Origin of the sequence: Antarctobacter aquimaris, from assembly GCF_900184945.1 — a bacterium.
Classification (GTDB): Bacteria; Pseudomonadota; Alphaproteobacteria; order Rhodobacterales; family Rhodobacteraceae; genus Maliponia; species Maliponia aquimaris.
The window spans coordinates 211561-230477 of the sequence record NZ_FXYF01000004.1 but is presented as its reverse complement, the minus strand read 5'-3'; the positions used below and the strand labels follow the sequence as shown (position 1 = coordinate 230477).

The following is an 18917-nucleotide window of genomic DNA, read 5'->3' as shown; positions in this document are numbered from 1 at the left end:
CCAGAACGGCCGGGTGGCGGCATGGTTGCAACATGCGACAACCGGAGCCGAGGTGAGGTCATGGCCGAGAACGACCTGTTCGAGGGTATCGAATTCGCAAAACCCGACGACGAGAATTTGCGGCGTCTGCGTCACGCCCTGGATCGCGGGGCGCCTGCAAAGCGGGACGCCGTGTCGGCAGATCTGGCTGCCACTCTTGTCCTTGGACGGGCCTTGCGTTCGATGGGGGCGGGTTGCCGGCTCGCTGCGCCGCCCAGCCAGATCTTCGAAGTCAGTGCCGGCGAAGGCGGAGACCTGGTCACGCGCTGCGGGCATGACCCCTACCACGAATGGCATGGGCGCAAACGGGTGAAGTGAGATGTTCGAGGCGATCCTTGTCTTCGCATCGGTCCTGCTCGGGGCGCTGATGGCCCTGTTCCTGCCGTGGTGGTCCGCCCTCTGGTGGCTGGGTCTGCCGCTGGTGGCGGTTTTCGCCGTGTCGCGCGTCTGGCCGGGCCTGGTGCGGTCCCGCCCGATCCTTGCGGTCTGGCTGGGGTTGAGCGGCTACGCGCTGGTTATTCTCAGCAGCGCCACGGCCGTCTATGGCGGCGTCGCCCTGTCGGGCGTCGTGCCGGGATGGGTTGCGGGTCTTGCCACCGGCATCGACGCCGACACGGTCAAGGCGGTGTCCGGTGTCCTGAGCGGCGCGGTCGCGACGCTGATCGGCGCGCTCTGGCTGGACGACGCGCGCTCGACCGAGGGCACGTTCTGGCCGCCCGGCGCCTACAAGCGGGCCATCGGCGCGGCCTATGCCGGATCGGACCTGTTCGATGTGCCGCTTGGGGGTGCACGACGCCCCGAACTGGAACGTCTCTACGCGATGGTCTATGACGACCGGGTATTCGACGGCTCCACCTCCGGCTGGCGCCTTGCGGCGCGCCTGTCGCGGGCCAGGGCCATCCGGGACCTCGACACGTCCCCCTAAAGCAGGCGCCGAGGCACCCATGACATCGTCCGATCCCACCCTGCGCCCCGAACCCCAACCGGAAGACCGCGACCGCGCCTTGCGACCGCAGATGCTGATGGATTTCATCGGCCAGGCCGAGGCGCGCGCCAACCTGCGGGTCTTCATCGACAGCGCCCGCCAGCGGGGCGAGGCGATGGACCACACGCTGTTCCACGGCCCGCCGGGGCTGGGCAAGACGACGCTGGCGCAGATCATGGCGCGCGAGCTGGGGGTCGGGTTTCGCATGACCTCGGGCCCGGTGCTGGCCAAGGCCGGCGACCTGGCCGCGATCCTGACCAACCTGGAACGCAACGACGTGCTGTTCATCGACGAGATCCACCGCCTGAACGCGGCGGTGGAAGAGGTCCTGTACCCGGCGATGGAGGACTACGAGCTGGACCTCGTGATCGGCGAAGGACCGGCAGCGCGCACCGTGCGGATCGAGTTGCAGCCCTTCACGCTGGTCGGGGCGACCACCCGGCTGGGCCTGCTGACGACGCCGCTGCGCGACCGCTTCGGCATCCCGACGCGGCTGAATTTCTACACCATCCCCGAGCTTGAGACGATCGTCGCCGGCAACGCGGTCAAGCTGGGCGTGCGGGTCGAGGGCGACGGCGCGCTGGAGATCGCGCGGCGGGCGCGGGGCACGCCGCGCATCGCCGGGCGGCTGCTGCGCCGGGTGGTGGATTTTGCCGTGGTCGAGGGCAACGGCGTGGTCACCCGCGCGCTGGCCGACAACGCGCTGACCCGGCTGGGGGTTGACGAACTGGGCCTGGACGGCGCCGACCGCCGTTATCTGCGGCTGATCGCCGAGAACTACGCCGGCGGTCCGGTGGGGATCGAGACGCTGTCCGCCGCGCTGTCGGAAAGCCGCGACGCGCTGGAAGAGGTGGTGGAGCCCTTCCTGCTGCAACAGGGGCTGATCCAGCGCACACCGCGCGGCCGGATGCTGGCGCAGAAGGCCTGGACGCACCTTGGCATGGCGGCACCCCGGCTGCCCGGGCAGACCGACCTTTTTGACGGCTGACCTCAGTCGTCCAGGCGTGCCGCCTCGCGCAGCAGGCGGGCCTTTTCCTCGACCTCCTCCCCGGTGAACGCGCCGGAAATCTGCAGGCGGCCGCCCAGGATCGGCTCGACCACCACGGCGCTCCAGACCGGGGCGCCGTCGATGTCGAGCGACATCTGCTGACCAATTGCAGCGCCGGTCATCTCGGCAAGGACCGCGGCGCTGGTCTCGCAAAGCGACACGTCCAGAACCGCATCCCCGGTTCGCCCGAACCCCGGCGCGGCCGTGGCCAGGGCGATGGTTTCGCTCCGTTCTCCGGAGGTGAGCGCGACGCGGCCCGGGTCGTCTTCGCAGGCGGCAAAGCCGCAGGCCGGTGCCAGGACCAGCGCGATAGCCAGGATGCAGGGGCGTGTCGGTGCGGGCATTGCGGCCTCCTGTGGCGGGCGGCGTCCTTGCCGATGTGTCTGAATTGTTTGCCTTTCGGCGGGATTTCGGGCAGATCGCCACCCGATGATACACGACATCTGACAAGAGACGAAACGCCATGCCGCAGGACCTGCCCCCCGAAGAGATCGCGCCGCTGTTCACGCGGTCGGACGGCAGCTACCTCTGCGCGCGCTGGGGGCGGCCGTTGGCGCCGATCGTCTTCGGGGTCGAGGACGACACGCTGAAGGTGGTCAAGGGGGCGTTCGAGGCGGTCTGTGCGCTGGCGGGGCACCAGATGGCCGAGACCGACCCGGAGCTGGGCGCCAACGTCATGGTCTTTTTCTTCCGCGAGTGGCAGGAGCTGCTGGCGGTGCCCGACCTGGGGCGGCTGATCGACGGGCTGGAGCCGCTGGTGGCGCGGCTCGAACAGGTGGGGGCAAACCAGTACCGGGTGTTCCGCTTTGATCCGCAGGGCGGCATCCGCGCCTGTTTCATCCTGCTGCGGATGGACGCGGATCTGGGCCAGGTTTCGGCCGAGACGCTGGCGCTGAGCCAGGTGGTGCAGTCGATCCTGCTGTGGTCGGACCGCGCCTTTGCCGACCGTTCGCCGCTGGCGCAGGCGCCGGGCGGCGCGGTGATCCTGCGGCCCGACATCGCCGATGTCATCCGCGCCGCCTATGACCCGGTGCTGCCGGTGGCGGCGACCGACCCGACCCATGCGCTGCGCCTTGCGGCGCGGATCGCGGCGGGGCGCGCGACGCACTGAGCCGGATATTCGTCAACGAAACAAGGGGTTTGGGCGTATGCGCCCGGGTCGGATCATGGCGTGGCGGGTTTCCGCCGGGCGGAAGCCCGGCCTTGCCTGCGGGTCTCCTGGCGGCCAGTCTGGACGCCGGGAGGGGCGCACCATGAGCATCGAATACCACGAGGACGACGCCGCCAGTGTGGTCGAATTCCACGTCACCGGGCACATCAGCCAGGCCGACTACTTGCAGATTGTGGAGCAATTGCAGGCCTTTATTGACCGGCACGGGACGGTGCGGATGATCGAGGTGGTGCAGAACGTTCCCACCTTCGATCCGTCGATCCTGCTGCCGGGGTTGAAGTTCGACCTGCGCAACCTGCGCCACATCAGCCATGTTGCCGTCGTGTCGGACATCGGCTGGATGAGCCCGGTGGTGAAGGCCGCGGGGGCGGTGATCTCGACCCGGATGCGGACATTCGCGATGCAGGACCTGGACGCCGCGCGGGCCTGGGTGCGGCGTGCCGACCCCGACGACGACGCCGCCGGACCGGCCCCGGCCTGAGCCCTTGGCGCGGCGGCGCACTTGTACGTTTTGTACGTCTTGTACGCGAAAAATGTCTTTTTGTACAAAACGGGAGGGCCGTGTCCCAAGACGTCCTTGCCCGCATCTTGGGCGTGTCGGAAATCCTGCGTCGTTCACCAGCGGAACCCGGCCCAAACGGGTCGCATCCGCCTGGGTTGCGCGAGGCCGGTCTCAGGCCACCAGGCGCCCTGTCCGAACGTGGCGAAATTTCCCGTATACAGGGTGCCAGGGTGCGGGTATACTTCTCATGAGGTATCTAGGCGGTCCCGATCACGCAGAGGGGATCCGGAATGCCTGAAAAGCGGGTTCATGGAAAGCACGCGTCCCGAAGGGACTGCCTTCGGCGGATGACCTTTCCATCACTGTGGATATTGGGGGATGATTGATGAAGCTACTTGCAGCAGCACTTGCGCTTTGTGGGGCCTTGGTCGCGCAGAGCGCCTCGAGCGCCACCGTCACCGCCTTGGTGCAGGGCACGGACAACATCTATTACACCAACTGGGGATCGTCCAACAACGGCCTCAGTGTCGATGTGACCGGCCGGGGAAATGATGTAACCGCGATCTCGGGTTCCTCCGGGGCCATCAATTTCGCGGCCCTCGGCCCGGTGATGAGCATCGCGACAGGGTCGGTTGTCGATAACGGTTCGGGGGCAACGGACGCAGATGGCTTTGCAGGCCTGTTCAACGGGCTGCGCGTCTACTCCATGATCGGGGTCTGGAGTTCGACTTCGGCGTCGATCACCGCGATTGGCGATTCGTTCTTTGTCGGCACATCGGCCACGTTGATCGTGCCGACCGCAGCCAGCGCCTACCTGTTCCTTGGCGAGAATGACGGCATTTTCTCGGACAACTCGGGGGCCTATTCCGTGACGATCGACTACATGTCACCGGTTCCGCTGCCTGCCGCGCTTCCGCTGTTGCTGGTGGCCCTTGGTGGCCTCGGGTTTGCGGCGCGGCGTCGCAAGACCGGCTGACGCACGGCCCCCTGATCTGCGACATGAAGACATGGGCGGGCGCCATCCGGCGCCCGTTTTTGTTGTGACTCGGGTCAGCGCGCCTGGCGCATCCGGTCCGACCGCGGACCTGCCCCGCGTCAGCGCACCATGCCGACGATCTCGTAGGTCCTGGCCAGGATCGGCGCGGCGATCTCGCGCGCGCGTTCGGAGCCGCGGCGGAGGATCCTGTCGATCTCGTGCGGTTCCTGGGTCAGGCGCTTCATCTCGGTCGAGATCGGCGCCAGCTTGGCCACCGCGAGGTCCGCCAGCGAGGGCTTGAAGCTGCCGAAGGGCTGGCCGGCGTGTTCGGCGATCACCTGCTCGACCGTGAGGTCGGCCAGGGCGGCGTAGATGTTGACCAGGTTGCGCGCCTCGGGGCGGCCTTCCAGCCCTTCGACGGTCTCGGGCAGCGGTTCGGGGTCGGTCTTGGCCTTGCGGATCTTCAGCGCGATGGCGTCGGCATCGTCGGTGAGGTTGATCCGGCTCATGTCCGAGGGATCGGATTTCGACATCTTTTTCGACCCGTCGCGCAGCGACATGACGCGGGTGGCCGCGCCTTCGATCACCGGCTCGGTGATCGGGAAGAAGTCGACGCCGAAGTCGTTGTTGAACTTGATCGCGATGTCGCGGGTCAGTTCGAGGTGCTGTTTCTGGTCCTCGCCCACGGGAACGTGGGTGGCGTGATACACCAGGATGTCGGCGGCCATCAGCGCGGGGTAGGCGAACAGCCCCAGCGAGGCGTTCTGCGCGTTCTTGCCGGCCTTGTCCTTCCACTGGGTCATGCGCTGCATCCAGCCCATGCGCGCCACGCAGTTGAAGACCCAGGCCAGCTGGGCGTGCTCGGGCACCTGGCTCTGGTTGAACAGGATCGAGCGTTCCGGATCGATCCCGGAGGCGATGAAGCCGGCGCAGAGTTCGCGCGTGTTGCGGCGCAGCGCCTCGGGGTCGTTCAGGACGTTGGTGATGGCATGCATGTCGACCATGCAGTAGATCGACTGGATGCCCTTTTCCTGGCTGTCGGCAAAGCGCTTGAGCGCGCCGAGGTAGTTGCCCAGCGTCAGCCCGCCCGAAGGCTGGATGCCCGAGAAGACACGCGGGGTGAAGGCTTGGGTCGGCTGAACGTCGGACATGGGGGTCCCCTGTGGATATTCCTGCGCGGCTGGCTTACCCATGCCACCGGTGACCGTCAAGAAAGAGGACCGCATGACGCATCCGCACAACGAAGCCCCGGTGAACCCGCTGCCGCCGGTGGTGGTGGCGCTGTTCCTTGTCCTGGCGGGGATCGAACTGACGCTCTGGCTGGGCACGCAGGGCCTGGTGGGCGGGCCGGGCGCGGTGGGCTGGCGCACCGGCGCGATCGAGACCTACGGGTTTTCCGGGGTCGCCTTTGACTGGATGCTGGACAACGGGCTGTGGCCCACCGAGCACCTGGTGCGGTTCGTCAGCTATCCGTTCCTGCACGCCAGTTTTTCGCACGGGCTGTTCGCCATGGTGATTCTGCTGGCCATGGGCAAGATCGTGACCGAGGCGATGGGCGCGCTGACCTTTGTGCTGATCTTCTTCCTGTCCACCATCGTGGGGGCGCTGGCCTTTGGCCTGCTGACCGACGATCCCTGGCTGATCGGCGCCTTTCCCCCGGTCTACGGGCTGATCGGTGGCTTTACCCTGCTGCTGTGGATGCGGCTGGGGGTCGAGGGGGCGCCGCAGATCCGCGCCTTTACCCTGATCGGGCTGCTGTTGCTGGTGCAGCTGGTCTTTGGCGTGCTGTTCGGCGGCGGCAACGACTGGGTGGCGGATATCGCCGGCTTTGTCGTGGGCTTTGCCGTGGCCTTGCTGCGCGCGCCGGGCGGCATGGCGCGGGTGCTGGAGCGGATCCGGCGGCGCTGAGCGCAGGTCAGAACAGGTCGTCGGGCAGGCGGCGCCGGGCGGGGCGGCTGGCGGTGACCGACTCGGGGGCGGGCAGGCGGGCCGACCAGACCGCCGCGCTGCGCAGCGCCTCGGCGGTCAGGCCGCGTCCCGGCAGCAGCACCGCGGCGAGACTGTCCATCAGCTGCCGGGCCAGCGAGGGGTCCTGGACCAGGGCCGAGGCTTCGGTGTTCCAGCGGCAGGCGCGGCGGGTCAGCGCGGCCGAGCCGACCAGGAAGTCGCGGTCATCCACCAGGCAGAGCGTGCCGCCGGGGGCGGGGTCGGCGCAGAGCGCCATGCGGTCGCCGAAGGCGGCGCGCAGCCGGTCCAGCGCGCTGGCTTGCAGGTGCCGGGCGCGGGCGTCGTCCCAGGGGTCCGCCGGGGCCAGCGGCGGCAGCAGCAGCACCAGTTGCAGCGCCTCGGCCCGGCGCGCGGCGCTGGCCAGGCGGTCGGCCAGCGTGTCGTGGCGCAGCGCTTCGGTCCGGATCAGGATGTAGGTGGTGGCGGCGTCGACCATCCGGGCCAGCGCGGCTTCGTGGTCGGTGACCTGGGGCGCGGGGGCGAGACCGCGAGAGGGGCGCGACAGGGTGCGGATCAGCCGCAGGTCCGCGCGGCTCTGGGCGCGGCGGGGCAGGTCGAGCGCGGCGGCCGGGGCGGCCAGGCTGCGGCTGCCGGTGGCGATCGCCGCCGCCCAGGCATCGGCGAAATGGCCGCGCAGCGCGCCGCAGAAATCGGCGTCGTCGACGTGCAGCGCGGAGGGGGCCGGGCCTTCGGTCGCGGTGCCCAGCAGGGGGCCGCCCAGCACGCAGCCGGCGCCGTCGGCCAGCACGAAGGCCTGGCCGATCTCGGCGACGCGGGCGGGCAGCGTCGTGCCGGGGGCGGCGCGCTGCACCGGGGTCAGCCGGCCGGGATCCTGGGCGCGCAGGGCGGCGAGGGTGGCCTTGCGCGGGCGGTTCAGGCGCCAGGCGCGCAGGCCGGTGGCGGCGTGGCCGTGCGAGGCGCAGAGGATCTGCGCATTGCCCTGCACCACGTCGGCAAAGCCCGAAGCGCGGGTCCAGGCGGCGCGGTGCGCCTCGGGGCGGGCGAGCGGGTCAACGTCCGGCACCAGCATCCGCAGCGCGACGCCGCGCCGGGTGATCCAGCCGACCAGGTCGCCCCAGTCCTCGATCCCGCGGTTGCGCAGCTCGGCCCGCACAAGCGGCGTGCGGGGGTCGAGCCGGGGCAGGCAGAGCAGCAGCTCCGTCTTGGCCGTGGCGGCGACCGCCTCGAGCGTGCGGGCGGTGTCGGGGGCGGTGAGCATCGGGCGGGTTATCATGCGTGCCTCCGTCGCAGCATCCCCCGCACTTCGGCCATGCTGAAGGCGCCCAGTTTCTGCCCGGCGATGCCGTAGACGACGACGCCGACGGCGATCAGCGCCAGCAGGGCGACGACGCGGACATAGGGCGCGGCCAGCCAGGGCGCGACCAGCAGGGCGGTGCCCCAGAGCGCCGCGCCCATCACGACGGAGGCGGCGCAGATGCGCCACAGCCGGGTGCCGAAGCGGGCGTCGAAGCGGGCGACATCGCCCATGCCGCGCGATCCCCGGACCAGCTGGACCACCATGATCCAGCCGGCCAGCGTGGTGGCGATGGCCGGGGCGATCCAGCCGATCACCGGCGCCAGGCCGATGGCGACGGTCGCGTTGACCACCATGGCCCAGACGGCGTAGCGGAACGGGCTGCGGGTGTCCTCGCGCGCGAAATACAGCGGTTGCAGCACCTTTTGCAGCACGAAGGCGGGCAGGCCCAGGCCGTAGATGGCCACCGCCAGCGCGATGGCGGCGGTGTCGTCGCTGCCGGTCGCGCCGCGCTGGAACAGCACCGAGACGATGGGCATCGGCACCACCACCAGCGCCACGGCGGCGGGGATCGTCAGGGCGAGGCTCAGTTCACCGGCGCGCGAAAACGCGTTGCGCGAGCCGGTGTGATCCTCGGCCTTGAGCCGGCGCGACAGGTCGGGCAGCAGCACGATGCCGACGGCGATGCCGACCACGCCCAAAGGCAGCTGGTACAGCCGGTCGGCGGCGTAGAGCCAGCCCACCGCCTTGTCGAAGTGGCTGGCCACCTGCTGGCCGACCAGCAGGTTGATCTGCATGACGCCGCCAGCCAGCGCGGCGGGGACGGCGACGGCGACGAGGTGTTTCATGTCCGGGGTCCAGCGCGGCCGGGCGGGGCGGACCCGCACGCCCGCGCGTTCCGCCGCGACCCAGACCAGCGCCAGCTGCGCCACACCGGCCAGCGGCACGGTCCAGATCAGCCACAGGATCACCTCGCCGCCCAGCCAGGCGCCCAGCGCCATGGCCGAGCAGACGAGAATGTTCAGGAACACCGGCGCGGCGGCGGCGGCGGCAAAGCGGCCGGTGGCGTTCAGCGCGCCGGAGAACATCGCCGCCAGCGAGATCAGCAGGATGTAGGGAAAGACGATGCGGCCATAGGCGGTGGTCAGCTCGAACCGCGGGTCGCCGGAAAAGCCGCCCGCCGTGGCCCAGACCAGCGCCGGCATGAAGATCAGCGCCAGCGCGGTGAGGATCAGCAGCACGAAGGCCAGCCCGTTGAAGGCATCGCGGGCAAAGACCATCGGGTCTTCGCCGCCTTCGTATTTCTTGGAGAAAATCGGCACGAAGGCGGCGTTGAACGCGCCTTCGGCAAAGAAGCGGCGGAACATGTTGGGCAGGCGGAAGGCCGCGACAAAGGCATCCATGACCGGGCCGGGACCGATGAAGGCGAGGATCATGATCTCGCGCACGACGCCCAGGACGCGGCTCATCAGGGTCCAGAAGCCGACGGTCATGACGCCTGCGACAAGGCGGATGGGTTTCACGGGCGGGCTCGCTTGCTGCTCTGGGGTCCGGCTTAGCCCAAAGGGCTGGGCGGCGGAAGGGGCGGAGCGGAACGCGCCCTGTCCGCCTGCGGTCATCAGGTGGGTGTCAAGCGCCGCGCGCCATGCTAGCTAGCAAAAGCGTACACTTGGTTACGGATTGCCCCCTTGCCCATCACCTACAGCATCCTGCCCGATCTCGGCCTTGTTCTCGTGCGGTTCGAGGGCGAGGTCAGGACCGACGAGCATGTCGAGTCGTTCCTGGCCTATGCCGCCGATCCGCGGTTCGACGGGCGGCAGGACGTGTTGCTGGATCTCGAGGCCGGCAGCTTCAACATGAGCAATTTCGAGGAAATCCAGGTGCTGGCGTACCGGCTGAAAGGCTACTACGCGGTGCGCGATCCGGGGTCGAAGACGTCGATCTGGGCGCCCGGGGACGTGACCTTTGGCATGTGCCGCATGTACCAGTCGATCGCGGAGGTCAGCGGGTCGCTGAAGGTGGGCGTCTTTCGCACGCGCGAGGAGACGATGGGCTACCTCGGCTTTGCGCCCGGCGTGGCCAGGACGCGGCAGCTGATCGCGGCGTGGAACGCGGCGCGGCCGTCCTGAGCCGCGCCGCCCCAGATCAGCCCCAGATCAGCCCCAGATCAGCCCCGGTCAACCCTGGGCGCGTTCGGTGCCTTCGGTGATGGCGGCGCGCAGCTTTTTCTCGATCAGGTCGCGTTTGACCTTGGAATGCAGTTTCAGCCCGAACATGTCCTTGACGTAGAAGGTGTCGACCACCTGTTCGCCAAAGGTCGCGATCACCGCCGAGGCGATGTAGATGTTCAGGCTGGCCAGCGTGCGGGTGAGATCGAACAGCAGGCCCTGCCGGTCGCGGGTGTCGACCTCGATGATGGTAAAGATCTCGGACCCGTCGTTGTCGAAGGTGATGTGGGTCGGAACCTTGAAGGCGCGTTCCCGCTTCTTGAGCTTTTCCTTGGGGCGGATCGCCTCACGCGTGACGACCTCGCCTTTCAGGGTCTTGCGGATGGTGTCGCGCAGGCGGGGGATGCGGGTGTCCTCGTAGGGCGCGCCGTCGGCGTCCTGGATCCAGAAGGCGGCGGTGGCATAGCCGTCCTTGGTGGTGAAGGTGCGCGCGTCCACCACGTTGGCCCCGGACAGCGCCAGCGCCCCCGACAGCCGCGAGAAGATGCCGGGGTGATCCTGGAGCGCGAAACAGACGCGGGTGGCGTCGCGGTCCTGATCGGGGTGGATGTCGATGGCGATCTCGTTTTCCTTGAGAGTGCGCAGCAGGTTGGCAAAGACGACATGGGCGGTGACGTGCAGGCCCTGCCAGTAGGGATCGTAGTGGCGCCGGGTTTCCTGCTCCAGCGCGGCACTGGTCCAGCCCTTGAGCGCCTTGCGCAGCGCCTTGCGCGCCTCGGTGCCGCGGTTCTCGCGGTTGAGCGCCTCCATGCCGCCTTCGAGCGCGCGGCGGGTCTGGCGGTAGAGCGCGCGCAAGAGCGCGGCCTTCCAGTTGTTCCAGGTGTCCGGGCCGACGCCGCGGATGTCGCAGACGGTCAGCACGGTCAAGAGGTCCAGCCGTTCCTTGGTCTGCACCGCCTTGGCGAAATCGCGCACGGTGCGCGGGTCGGCGATGTCGCGTTTCTGCGCCATGTCGGACATCAGCAGGTGATAGCGCACCAGCCATTCCGCGGTGGCACTTTCGGCCTTGGACAGGCCGAGGCGCGGCGCGACGGTGCGGGCGATGCGGGCGCCGAGGATCGAATGATCCTCGTCCCGGCCCTTGCCGATGTCGTGCAGCAGCAGTGCGACGTAGAGCACGCGGCGGTTCAGCCCCTCCTTGAGGATGGTCGAGGCGACCGGCAGTTCCTCGGTCAGGTGGCCCAGTTCGATCTCGGAGAGGTTCCAGATGCACTGGATGATGTGTTCGTCCACCGTGTAGTGGTGGTACATGTTGAACTGCATCATCGCCACGATGGGGGCGAATTCCGGGATCACGGCGGCCAGTACGCCGAGTTCGTTCATCCGGTGCAGGGCGCGCTCGGGGTTGCCGTGTTTCAGCAGCAGGTCGAGGAACAGGCGCCGCGCCTCGTCGTTTTCGCGAAAGCTGTTGTCGATCAGGTGCAGGTTGGCCTTGACCAGCCGCATGGCGTCGGGGTGGATCAGCAGGCCGGTGCGCAGCCCTTCCTCGAACACCCGCAGCAGGTTCAGCCTGTCCGACAGGAACGCCGCGTCGTCGACGATGGCGAGGCGGTTGTTGACCACGCGGTAGCCGGGTTTGACCTGCGGCACGCGGTGGAACAGGCGCTGGATCAGCGGCGCGCTCTTGGTGTGCGTGGCCTCCAGCGAGGTCAGCAGGATGCGCGTCAGGTCACCGACCGAGGTGGCGTGGCGAAAGTAGTCCTGCATGAACCATTCCACCGCGCGGCGGCCGCCACGGTCGTTGTAGCCCATGCGCGCGGCGACCTCGACCTGCATGTCGAAGGTCAGGTGTTCGTTCGCCCGCCCGGCGGCCAGGTGCAGGTGGCAGCGCACCGCCCAGAGAAAGCGTTCGGCCTGGACAAAGGTCTCGTATTCCTCGGGGCGAAAGACGCCGGCTGTCACCAGCTGCGAGACATCGTCGGTCTTGTGGACGTACTTGATGATCCAGAACAGCGATTGCAGGTCGCGCAGCCCGCCCTTGCCCTCCTTGACGTTGGGCTCGACCATGTAGCGCTGGCCCTGCTTGTCGTGCCGGGCGTCGCGCTCGGCCAGCTTGGCCTCGACGAATTCGCGCGCGGTGGAGTTGAACAGCTCGGTCCAGAGGGTCTTTTCCAGGTCGCGGGCGAGGCCGCGGTCGCCGATGATGTAGCGGCATTCCAGCATGGCGGTGCGGATGGTGAAATCCTCGGCCCCGAGGCGCAGGCAGTCGCGCACCGTGCGCGAGCTGTGGCCGACCTTCAGCTTGAGGTCCCACAGGATGTAGAGCATGGACTCGATCACGCTCTCGGCCCAGGCGGTGATCTTGTAGGGGGTCAGGAACAGCAGGTCGACGTCGGAATAGGGCGCCATTTCGCCCCTTCCGTAGCCGCCGACCGACAGCACCGCCACGCGCTCGGACTCGGTCGGGGTGGGGCGGCGGTGCAGGATGCCGGTGGCGACCTCGAAGGTCAGCCGCACCAGGCAGTCGGTGATCCAGGTGTAGGCGCGGGTGGTGCGGCGGGCGCCGAAGGGTTCGCGGGCAAAGGCCTCGGCCACCGCCGCGCGCCCGGCCTTCTGCGCGTCGCGCAGCGTGGCGACGGTGTGCTTGCGCACCTCCTGTTCGGCCATGCCGGGCGCCAGCCCCGCGAACAGCACCTGCCGCACCGCCGCGAGATCAAGGATCTCGGCGGCCGGGGCGATCAGGTTGTCGGGCAGGAGGCCCGGCTCAGAGGCCGCCGCCGGAGAGGCTGCTGGGGGCAGGGTCAAGGATCACCATCTGCTTGTTTTCCACTGTGGCGATGGCCAGTGCGCGCCGGTTCGTGCCATCGCTCATCAGCCGGAATACACCGCCGGTGCCGGTAAAGCCAGTCGAGGTGAGCGCCGTGGCCGACAGCGCGTCATCCCGCCCGGCGGCGGCCAGCGTGCCGACCGCCATGATCCCGTCATAGGCAAGGCCGGCCAGCGGATGCGGCGCCGCGCCGTAGGCGGCGGTGTAGCGGCTGGAGAAGGTCGACAGCTTTTGAGTGTCGGGCAGGGCGAACCAGGCGCCCTGCGCGCCGGGCATGGAAAACAGGTCGGGCCGCACGTCCCAGCGGGTCAGGCCGATGTACTGCACCTTGTCGGCGGTGACGCCGGATTCGGGCATCTGGGTCAGCAGCATCGGCATGGCGGCGTTGTTGGCCGAGGTGGTGATGAACACGGCGTCCGCCGCCCCGGCAGAGGCCACCCGGCCGGCCGCCTGCGCGGCGTTCGAGACGCCCTCGATCGACAGCTGGTAGCCCTGGCTGCCCACCACCGTCACGCCCCGGACGGTTGCCGCCTGTTCGATCGCCAGCTTGCCCAGCTGGCCTTCGACGTCGTCGGAATAGACGACCAGGACGTTGCTCTTGCCGTTGCGGCGGGCGTAATCCATCATCCGGTCGGCGGTGTTGGCAAAGGTCGGGCCAAGGATGAAGACGTTGCCGCCGGCAATCGTCGGGTTGTTGGAAAAGCCCAGCACGTTGACGCCTTCGTCGCCGACGGCCACGCCGGCCGCGTTCACCTCGTCGGCGCGCAGCGGGCCGAGGATGATCTTGGCGCCTTCGTCGACGGCCTTTTGCGCGGCGGCGGCGGCCGAGGGGGCCTGGCCGCCGGTGTCGTAGACCCGCAGGTCGATGGTCACACCTTCGCCAAGGTCGGCCATGGCCAGGCGCGCGGCGTTCTCCAGCGACACGGCGATCGGCGCGGCGCCGGCGTCGGTTTTCGGGATCAGCAGGGCGACCGGGATCGGCTGGGAGGTGTTGATGCGCGGGGCGTCGCCGCCGATGTTCGTCAGCGCCACAGGGTTGCAGGCCGCCAGGCCAAGGCCGAGAACCGGGACGGCGAGCGGACGCAGCACCTTGCGGAGATTGACGAATTTGGCGAACATGTACTGGGAACTCCCTCGTTTGTGGCGCAGGGTGTGCGGCGTCGTTGGCGCGCTGCGCGATTTGGCGGCGATCATAGTCAAGCGGGATAGGGGGGGCCAGTGACGATTGCGGACAATGCCGAAATCGGCGGCGGATTGATGCCGGGCCTGTACCTGATCGCGACACCGATCGGCCATGCCCGCGACATCACGCTGCGCGCGCTGGACCTGATGCACGCGGCCGACGTGCTGGTGGCCGAGGACACCCGCAGCCTGCGCCGGCTCATGGAGCTGCACGGCGTGCGGCTGAACGACCGGCCGCTGCTGGCCTACCACGATCACAGCGGGGAGCGGGTGCGCCAGCGGCTGATGGCCGAGATGGCGGCGGGCAAGGCGGTGCTCTACGCGTCCGAGGCGGGCACGCCGATGATCTCGGACCCGGGGTTCGACCTGGCGCGCGCCGCCATCGCCGAGGGCCACGCGGTGACCAGCGCGCCGGGGGCCAGCGCGGTGGTGACGGCGCTGACGCTGGCGGGGCTGCCGACCGACCGGTTCCTGTTCGCCGGCTTCCTGCCCAGCGCCGGCGGGCCGCGCAAGACCGCGCTGCGCGAGCTGGCGGCGGTGCCGGCGACGCTGGTGTTCTACGAATCGCCGAGGCGGCTGGTCGAGATGCTGGAAGCGGCGCTGGACATGCTGGGCGACCGCGAGGGCGCGGTCTGCCGGGAACTGACCAAGAAATTCGAGGAAACCCGCCGCGGAAGGCTGTCCGAGCTGCTGGCGCACTACCGCGAAACCGCCGCGAAAGGCGAGGTGGTGGTCGTGATCGGCAAGGGGGATTCGGGGAATGTTAGGGAATTTGACCTAGAACAGGAGGTGAACAAGGCGCTGGAGACGATGTCGGTGCGGGATGCCGCCGATTACGTGGCGGCGCGGCTGGGGGTCAAGCGGCGCACCGTCTACCAGCTGGCGATGAGGTTGTCCGACGGCAAACAGGCGGACAGGAAGGTGGAGTGATGGCACTTGATTTTGTGACGGGTTGCGCGGGCGGACTGCGCGACCGGCAGGCCACGGGCCGGACCGGATACCTGTCCGGCATGGCGGCGGAGGACCGGGTGGAACGGGACTATGCGCGCCGGGGCTACCCGGCGATCGCGCGGCGCTGGCGCGGCCAGGCCGGCGAGGTGGACCTTGTGCTGCGGGACGGGGACGGGCTGGTCTTTGTCGAGGTCAAGCAGAGCCGCAGCTTTGCCCGCGCGGTGGAGCGGCTGACCGCGCGCCAGGTCGCCCGCCTGGTGCAGGCGGCCGAGGAATTCGTCGGCACCCAGCCAAGGGGCTCGCTGACCGAGGTGCGGTTTGACGTGGCGCTGGTGGACGGTACGGGGCAGCTGCGGGTGATCGAGAACGCGCTCGCCGGCTGATCCCCGGCTGGCGGCAGCGGGCGGCCCCGGGTCGTGCCGCATTGCACCCGCGGCAGTCCTGCGCCATCTATGGCGGGCGCACAGCGGGGAATGCTCATGAAGATCGCTTTTCAGATGGACCCGATCATGGGGGTCAACATCAACGCCGACAGCTCGTTCCGGCTGGCCGAGGAGGCGCAGGCGCGCGGGCATGAGCTGTTCTACTACGGGCCGGACCAACTGGCCTACGAAGAGGGGCGAATCACCGCGCGCGGGCACTGGATGACGGTGCAGCGCGTGCCCGGCGCGCCGGCGGTGCTGGGCGAGCGGGTCAGCCTGGACCTGGCCGAGGTGGACGTGATCTGGCTGCGGCAGGATCCGCCCTTTGACATGCATTACATCACGACGACGCACCTGCTGGACCGGCTGAAGGGGCAGACGCTGGTGGTGAACGATCCGTTCTGGGTCCGCAACGCGCCGGAAAAGCTGCTGGTGCTGGATTTCCCGGACCTGACGCCGCCGACGGCAATCGCCCGCGATCTGGAGGTGCTGCGCGCGTTCCGGGCCAAGCACGGGGATGTGATCGTGAAGCCGCTGTACGGCAACGGCGGCGCGGGGGTCTTCAAGCTGAACACGGCGGACGGCAACCTCAGTTCGCTCTACGAGATGTTCACCGGCTTTTCGCGCGAGCCGCTGATCGTGCAGAAGTACCTGCCCGCCGTCACCAAGGGCGACAAGCGGGTGATCCTGGTCGACGGCGAGCCTGTCGGCGCGATCAACCGTGTCCCGGCCGAGGGCGAGGTGCGGTCCAACATGCATGTGGGCGGCCGGCCGGAGAAGGTGGCGCTGACCGCGCGGGACCTGGAGATCTGCGCCCGGATCGGCCCGGTGCTGAAGGAAAAGGGTCAGGTCTTTGTCGGCATCGACGTGATCGGCGACTGGCTGACCGAGATCAACGTCACCTCGCCGACCGGCATCCAGGAACTTGAGCGGTTCGACGGCATCAACGTCGCCGCCAAGGTCTGGAAGGCGATCGAGGCCAGGCTGGCATGAGCCTTGTCCGGCCGATCCTCAACCTGTGGCTGAGGGTGACGGAAAAGCGCTACCTGGCGCGCGAGACGGACGTTCATGCGCTGCGCCGCAGTTTCGCGACCAAGGCGCGGCTGTTCTTTCTCGCGCCCAGGGGGACGCGGTCGCGCCCCGGCGCGCTGAACGGCGTGCCCGTGCTCTGGGTGAACGACGCGCCGGAGGGGCCGCTGATCCTGTACCTGCACGGCGGGGCCTACGTGATGGGATCGCCGCAGACGCACCGCGCGCTGGCGGGCTGGCTGTCGCGGGCGGCGCGGCTGCCGGTGTGCCTGCCGGACTACCGGCTGGCCCCGGAGCATCCCTTTCCCGCCGCGCTGGAGGACGCGCTGGCCGCTTACCGTGCGGTGATGGACCGCCCCGGCGGGGTGGTGATCGGCGGGGACAGCGCCGGCGGCGGGCTGGCGCTGGCGCTGCTGTCGCGCCTGCTGCGCGACGGATTGCCCAGACCGCTGGGGCTGTTTGCGTTGTCGCCGGTGACCGACATGAGCTTTTCCGGCGAGAGCGTGACCGCCAACGCGAAGGCGGATGTCGTGCTGCCGGCCAGCCGGATCCACGACATGGCCGCGCTCTACCTGCCCGAGGGGGTCGCGCCGCGCGATCCCGGGGTTTCGCCGCTCTGGGCGGACTTCACCGGCGCGCCGCCGGTCTGGCTGACGGCGGGGGACACGGAATTCCTGCGCGACGACACGCGGCGCATGGCGGAGCGGCTGCGCGCGCAGGGGGTGCCGGTGATGGAACGCATCGAACGTGACCTGCCGCACGTCTGGCCGCTGTTCCATACCCTGCTGCCGGAAGCGCGCAGGACGCTGCGCGCGCTGGGGCGCTGGATCAACTCTCTTTCGACGACAACAGCCGGTAGCTGAGCGCCTCGGCCACGTGGGCGCGGCGCACGGCTTCGCTGCCGTCGAGGTCGGCGATGGTGCGCGCGACGCGCAGCACCCGGTGATAGCCGCGCGCGGTCAGGCCAAAGCGTTCGGCGGCGCGGGTCAGCAGGTCCTTCCCCTCGGGTTCGGGCGTGGCGATTTCCTCCAGCAGCTGGCCTTCGGCATCGGCATTGGTGCGCGCGCTGCCATGCGCGGCAAAGCGGGCGGACTGCACGGTGCGCGCCTGGGCCACGCGGGCGGCGACGGTGGCGGAGCTGTCGCCCGAGGCGGGCAGGTCGAGATCGGTAAAGCTGACCGGCGGCACCTCAAGCCGCAGGTCGAACCGGTCCATCAGCGGGCCGGAGATGCGGCCGAGGTAATCCTCGCCGCAGTTGGGCGCGCGCGAACAGGCCTGCGCGGGGTCCGACAGGTAGCCGCATTTGCAGGGGTTCGCCGCAGCCACCAGCAGGAACCGCGAGGGGTAGCGGACATGGGCATTGGCGCGGGCCACGACGACCTCTCCGGTCTCGATCGGCTGGCGCAGGGTTTCCAGCACGGTGCGCGGGTACTCGGGGAATTCGTCCATGAAGAGCACGCCGTTGTGCGCCAGGCTGATTTCGCCCGGCTTCGCGCCGCGCCCGCCGCCGATCAGTGCGGCCATGGAGGCGGTGTGGTGCGGTTCGCGGAACGGCCGCAGGCGCGAGATGCCGCCATCCGTCAGCAGCCCGGCGATGGAGTGGATCATCGAGGTTTCCAGCGCCTCGGCGGGCGAGAGCGGCGGCAGGATGCCGGGCATCCGCGCCGCCAGCATGGATTTGCCCGCGCCGGGCGGGCCGACCATCATCAGGTGATGCCGCCCGGCGGCGGCGATTTCCAGCGCGCGCTTGGCCCGTTCCTGCCCCTTCACGTCCCGCAGGTCGCGCGCCAGCGGGTCGGCCGTCACCTCGCCCGGCGTGGCCGGTTCCAGCACGCTGGCGCCCGAGAAGTGGCGCACGATTTCCAGCAGGGTGCCGGCCCCGATGACCGTGCAGCCGCCGACCCAGGCGGCCTCGGCCCCCGAAGCGCGCGGGCAGATCAGGGTGCGGTCGTCCTCGGCCGCGGCCATGGCGGCGGGCAGGGCGCCGATCACCGGCACCAGGTCGCCGTCCAGCGACAGCTCGCCCAGCGAGACGGTGCCGGCCACCGCGTCCGCCGGCACGATGTCCAGCGCCGCCAGCAGGCCGAGCGCGATGGGCAGGTCGAAGTGCGAGCCTTCCTTGGGCAGGTCGGCAGGCGCAAGGTTGACGGTGATCCGCTTGGACGGCAGGGCGATGGCCAGCGAGGTCAGCGCGGTGCGCACGCGGTCGCGCGCCTCGGACACGGCCTTGTCCGGCAGGCCGACGATGGAAAAGGCGGGCAGGCCCGGCGTGATGGCGCATTGCACCTCGACCAGCCTGGCCCGCACCCCTTCGAAAGCCACCGTGTAGGCCCGTGCGACCATGGTTCCCTTGCC

General features: G+C 69.3%; 19 protein-coding genes. 12 read left to right on the top strand and 7 right to left on the bottom strand.

The genetic code is table 11. From position 1 onward, the window contains the following. The first annotated feature begins 60 nt into the window (after window positions 1-60). The 3 genes from MAA8898_RS08965 to ruvB are packed head-to-tail and all read left to right on the top strand — an operon-like array spanning window position 61 to window position 2012. Window positions 61-357: a hypothetical protein gene (locus tag MAA8898_RS08965; protein WP_094020653.1), complete on the top strand. Its 297-nt coding sequence runs from the start codon at window positions 61-63 to the stop codon at window positions 355-357. 1 nt (window position 358) lies between these two features. After that, a complete protein-coding gene (locus MAA8898_RS08960; RefSeq protein ID WP_094020652.1) occupies window positions 359-964 on the top strand; it encodes a hypothetical protein in 606 nt (201 codons plus the stop codon). Window positions 965-983: 19 nt separating this feature from the next. Further along, the gene (gene ruvB / locus MAA8898_RS08955; protein ID WP_094020651.1) at window positions 984-2012 is read left to right on the top strand and encodes a Holliday junction branch migration DNA helicase RuvB; all 1029 of its coding nucleotides are present in this window, start codon (window positions 984-986) and stop codon (window positions 2010-2012) included. A gap of 2 nt (window positions 2013-2014) precedes the next feature. Here ruvB and MAA8898_RS08950 read toward each other — a convergent pair whose 3' ends face one another. Then, the gene (locus MAA8898_RS08950) at window positions 2015-2416 is read right to left on the bottom strand and encodes a SecDF P1 head subdomain-containing protein (protein ID WP_094020650.1); all 402 of its coding nucleotides are present in this window, start codon (window positions 2414-2416) and stop codon (window positions 2015-2017) included. A gap of 119 nt (window positions 2417-2535) precedes the next feature. On the opposite strand from MAA8898_RS08950, the gene MAA8898_RS08945 reads away from it, so the two are divergent. The 3 genes from MAA8898_RS08945 to MAA8898_RS08935 all read left to right on the top strand — a co-directional run bounded on the left by MAA8898_RS08945 (window position 2536) and on the right by MAA8898_RS08935 (window position 4721). Next, complete coding sequence (locus MAA8898_RS08945; RefSeq protein ID WP_245853317.1) at window positions 2536-3183, top strand: hypothetical protein; 648 nt, start codon at window positions 2536-2538, stop codon at window positions 3181-3183. 142 nt (window positions 3184-3325) lie between these two features. After that, a complete protein-coding gene (locus MAA8898_RS26220) occupies window positions 3326-3724 on the top strand; it encodes a SpoIIAA family protein (RefSeq protein WP_176445110.1) in 399 nt (132 codons plus the stop codon). Window positions 3725-4169: 445 nt separating this feature from the next. Beyond that, entirely contained in the window at window positions 4170-4721 is a 552-nt protein-coding gene (locus MAA8898_RS08935; RefSeq protein ID WP_245853316.1) for a VPLPA-CTERM sorting domain-containing protein, read from the top strand. Between the two features lie 119 nt (window positions 4722-4840). Here MAA8898_RS08935 and trpS read toward each other — a convergent pair whose 3' ends face one another. Continuing rightward, window positions 4841-5872: a tryptophan--tRNA ligase gene (gene trpS, locus MAA8898_RS08930; RefSeq protein WP_094020647.1), complete on the bottom strand. Its 1032-nt coding sequence runs from the start codon at window positions 5870-5872 to the stop codon at window positions 4841-4843. Between the two features lie 49 nt (window positions 5873-5921). On the opposite strand from trpS, the gene MAA8898_RS08925 reads away from it, so the two are divergent. Further along, a complete protein-coding gene (locus MAA8898_RS08925; protein WP_306456402.1) occupies window positions 5922-6629 on the top strand; it encodes a rhomboid family intramembrane serine protease in 708 nt (235 codons plus the stop codon). A 7-nt stretch (window positions 6630-6636) separates the two neighbouring features. On the opposite strand, the gene MAA8898_RS08920 is transcribed toward MAA8898_RS08925, so the two are convergent. Further along, window positions 6637-7962 (bottom strand): phospholipase D-like domain-containing protein, encoded by a 1326-nt coding sequence (locus tag MAA8898_RS08920; RefSeq protein WP_141194818.1) that lies wholly within the window; start codon window positions 7960-7962, stop codon window positions 6637-6639. After that, on the bottom strand, window positions 7959-9506 hold the full coding sequence (gene murJ / locus MAA8898_RS08915) for a murein biosynthesis integral membrane protein MurJ (RefSeq protein WP_094020644.1): 1548 nt from the start codon (window positions 9504-9506) through the stop codon (window positions 7959-7961). Before murJ ends, MAA8898_RS08920 begins: the two co-directional genes overlap by 4 nt. Window positions 9507-9671: 165 nt before the next feature. On the opposite strand from murJ, the gene MAA8898_RS08910 reads away from it, so the two are divergent. Beyond that, complete coding sequence (locus MAA8898_RS08910) at window positions 9672-10112, top strand: hypothetical protein (protein ID WP_094020643.1); 441 nt, start codon at window positions 9672-9674, stop codon at window positions 10110-10112. A gap of 48 nt (window positions 10113-10160) precedes the next feature. Here MAA8898_RS08910 and MAA8898_RS08905 read toward each other — a convergent pair whose 3' ends face one another. Next, window positions 10161-12956 (bottom strand): [protein-PII] uridylyltransferase, encoded by a 2796-nt coding sequence (locus MAA8898_RS08905; protein ID WP_370738619.1) that lies wholly within the window; start codon window positions 12954-12956, stop codon window positions 10161-10163. Continuing rightward, window positions 12916-14097, bottom strand: a complete 1182-nt coding sequence (locus tag MAA8898_RS08900) for a penicillin-binding protein activator (protein WP_094020642.1) — start codon at window positions 14095-14097, stop codon at window positions 12916-12918. Before MAA8898_RS08900 ends, MAA8898_RS08905 begins: the two co-directional genes overlap by 41 nt. 138 nt (window positions 14098-14235) lie before the next feature. On the opposite strand from MAA8898_RS08900, the gene rsmI reads away from it, so the two are divergent. The 4 genes from rsmI to MAA8898_RS08880 all read left to right on the top strand — a co-directional run bounded on the left by rsmI (window position 14236) and on the right by MAA8898_RS08880 (window position 17425). Beyond that, window positions 14236-15090, top strand: a complete 855-nt coding sequence (gene rsmI / locus MAA8898_RS08895) for a 16S rRNA (cytidine(1402)-2'-O)-methyltransferase (RefSeq protein ID WP_094020876.1) — start codon at window positions 14236-14238, stop codon at window positions 15088-15090. Then, entirely contained in the window at window positions 15090-15494 is a 405-nt protein-coding gene (locus tag MAA8898_RS08890) for a YraN family protein (protein ID WP_094020641.1), read from the top strand. The genes rsmI and MAA8898_RS08890 overlap by 1 nt, the downstream gene beginning before the upstream one ends. Window positions 15495-15590: 96 nt before the next feature. Next, window positions 15591-16526, top strand: coding sequence for a glutathione synthase (gene gshB, locus MAA8898_RS08885; protein WP_094020640.1), 936 nt, complete (start codon window positions 15591-15593; stop codon window positions 16524-16526). Then, window positions 16523-17425 carry an alpha/beta hydrolase gene (locus MAA8898_RS08880; RefSeq protein ID WP_094020639.1) on the top strand — a complete coding sequence of 301 codons (903 nt, stop codon included), beginning with the start codon at window positions 16523-16525 and terminating at the stop codon, window positions 17423-17425. The genes gshB and MAA8898_RS08880 overlap by 4 nt, the downstream gene beginning before the upstream one ends. On the opposite strand, the gene MAA8898_RS08875 is transcribed toward MAA8898_RS08880, so the two are convergent. Further along, complete coding sequence (locus tag MAA8898_RS08875; protein WP_094020638.1) at window positions 17391-18905, bottom strand: YifB family Mg chelatase-like AAA ATPase; 1515 nt, start codon at window positions 18903-18905, stop codon at window positions 17391-17393. The genes MAA8898_RS08880 and MAA8898_RS08875 overlap by 35 nt on opposite strands. Window positions 18906-18917 lie beyond the last annotated feature (12 nt).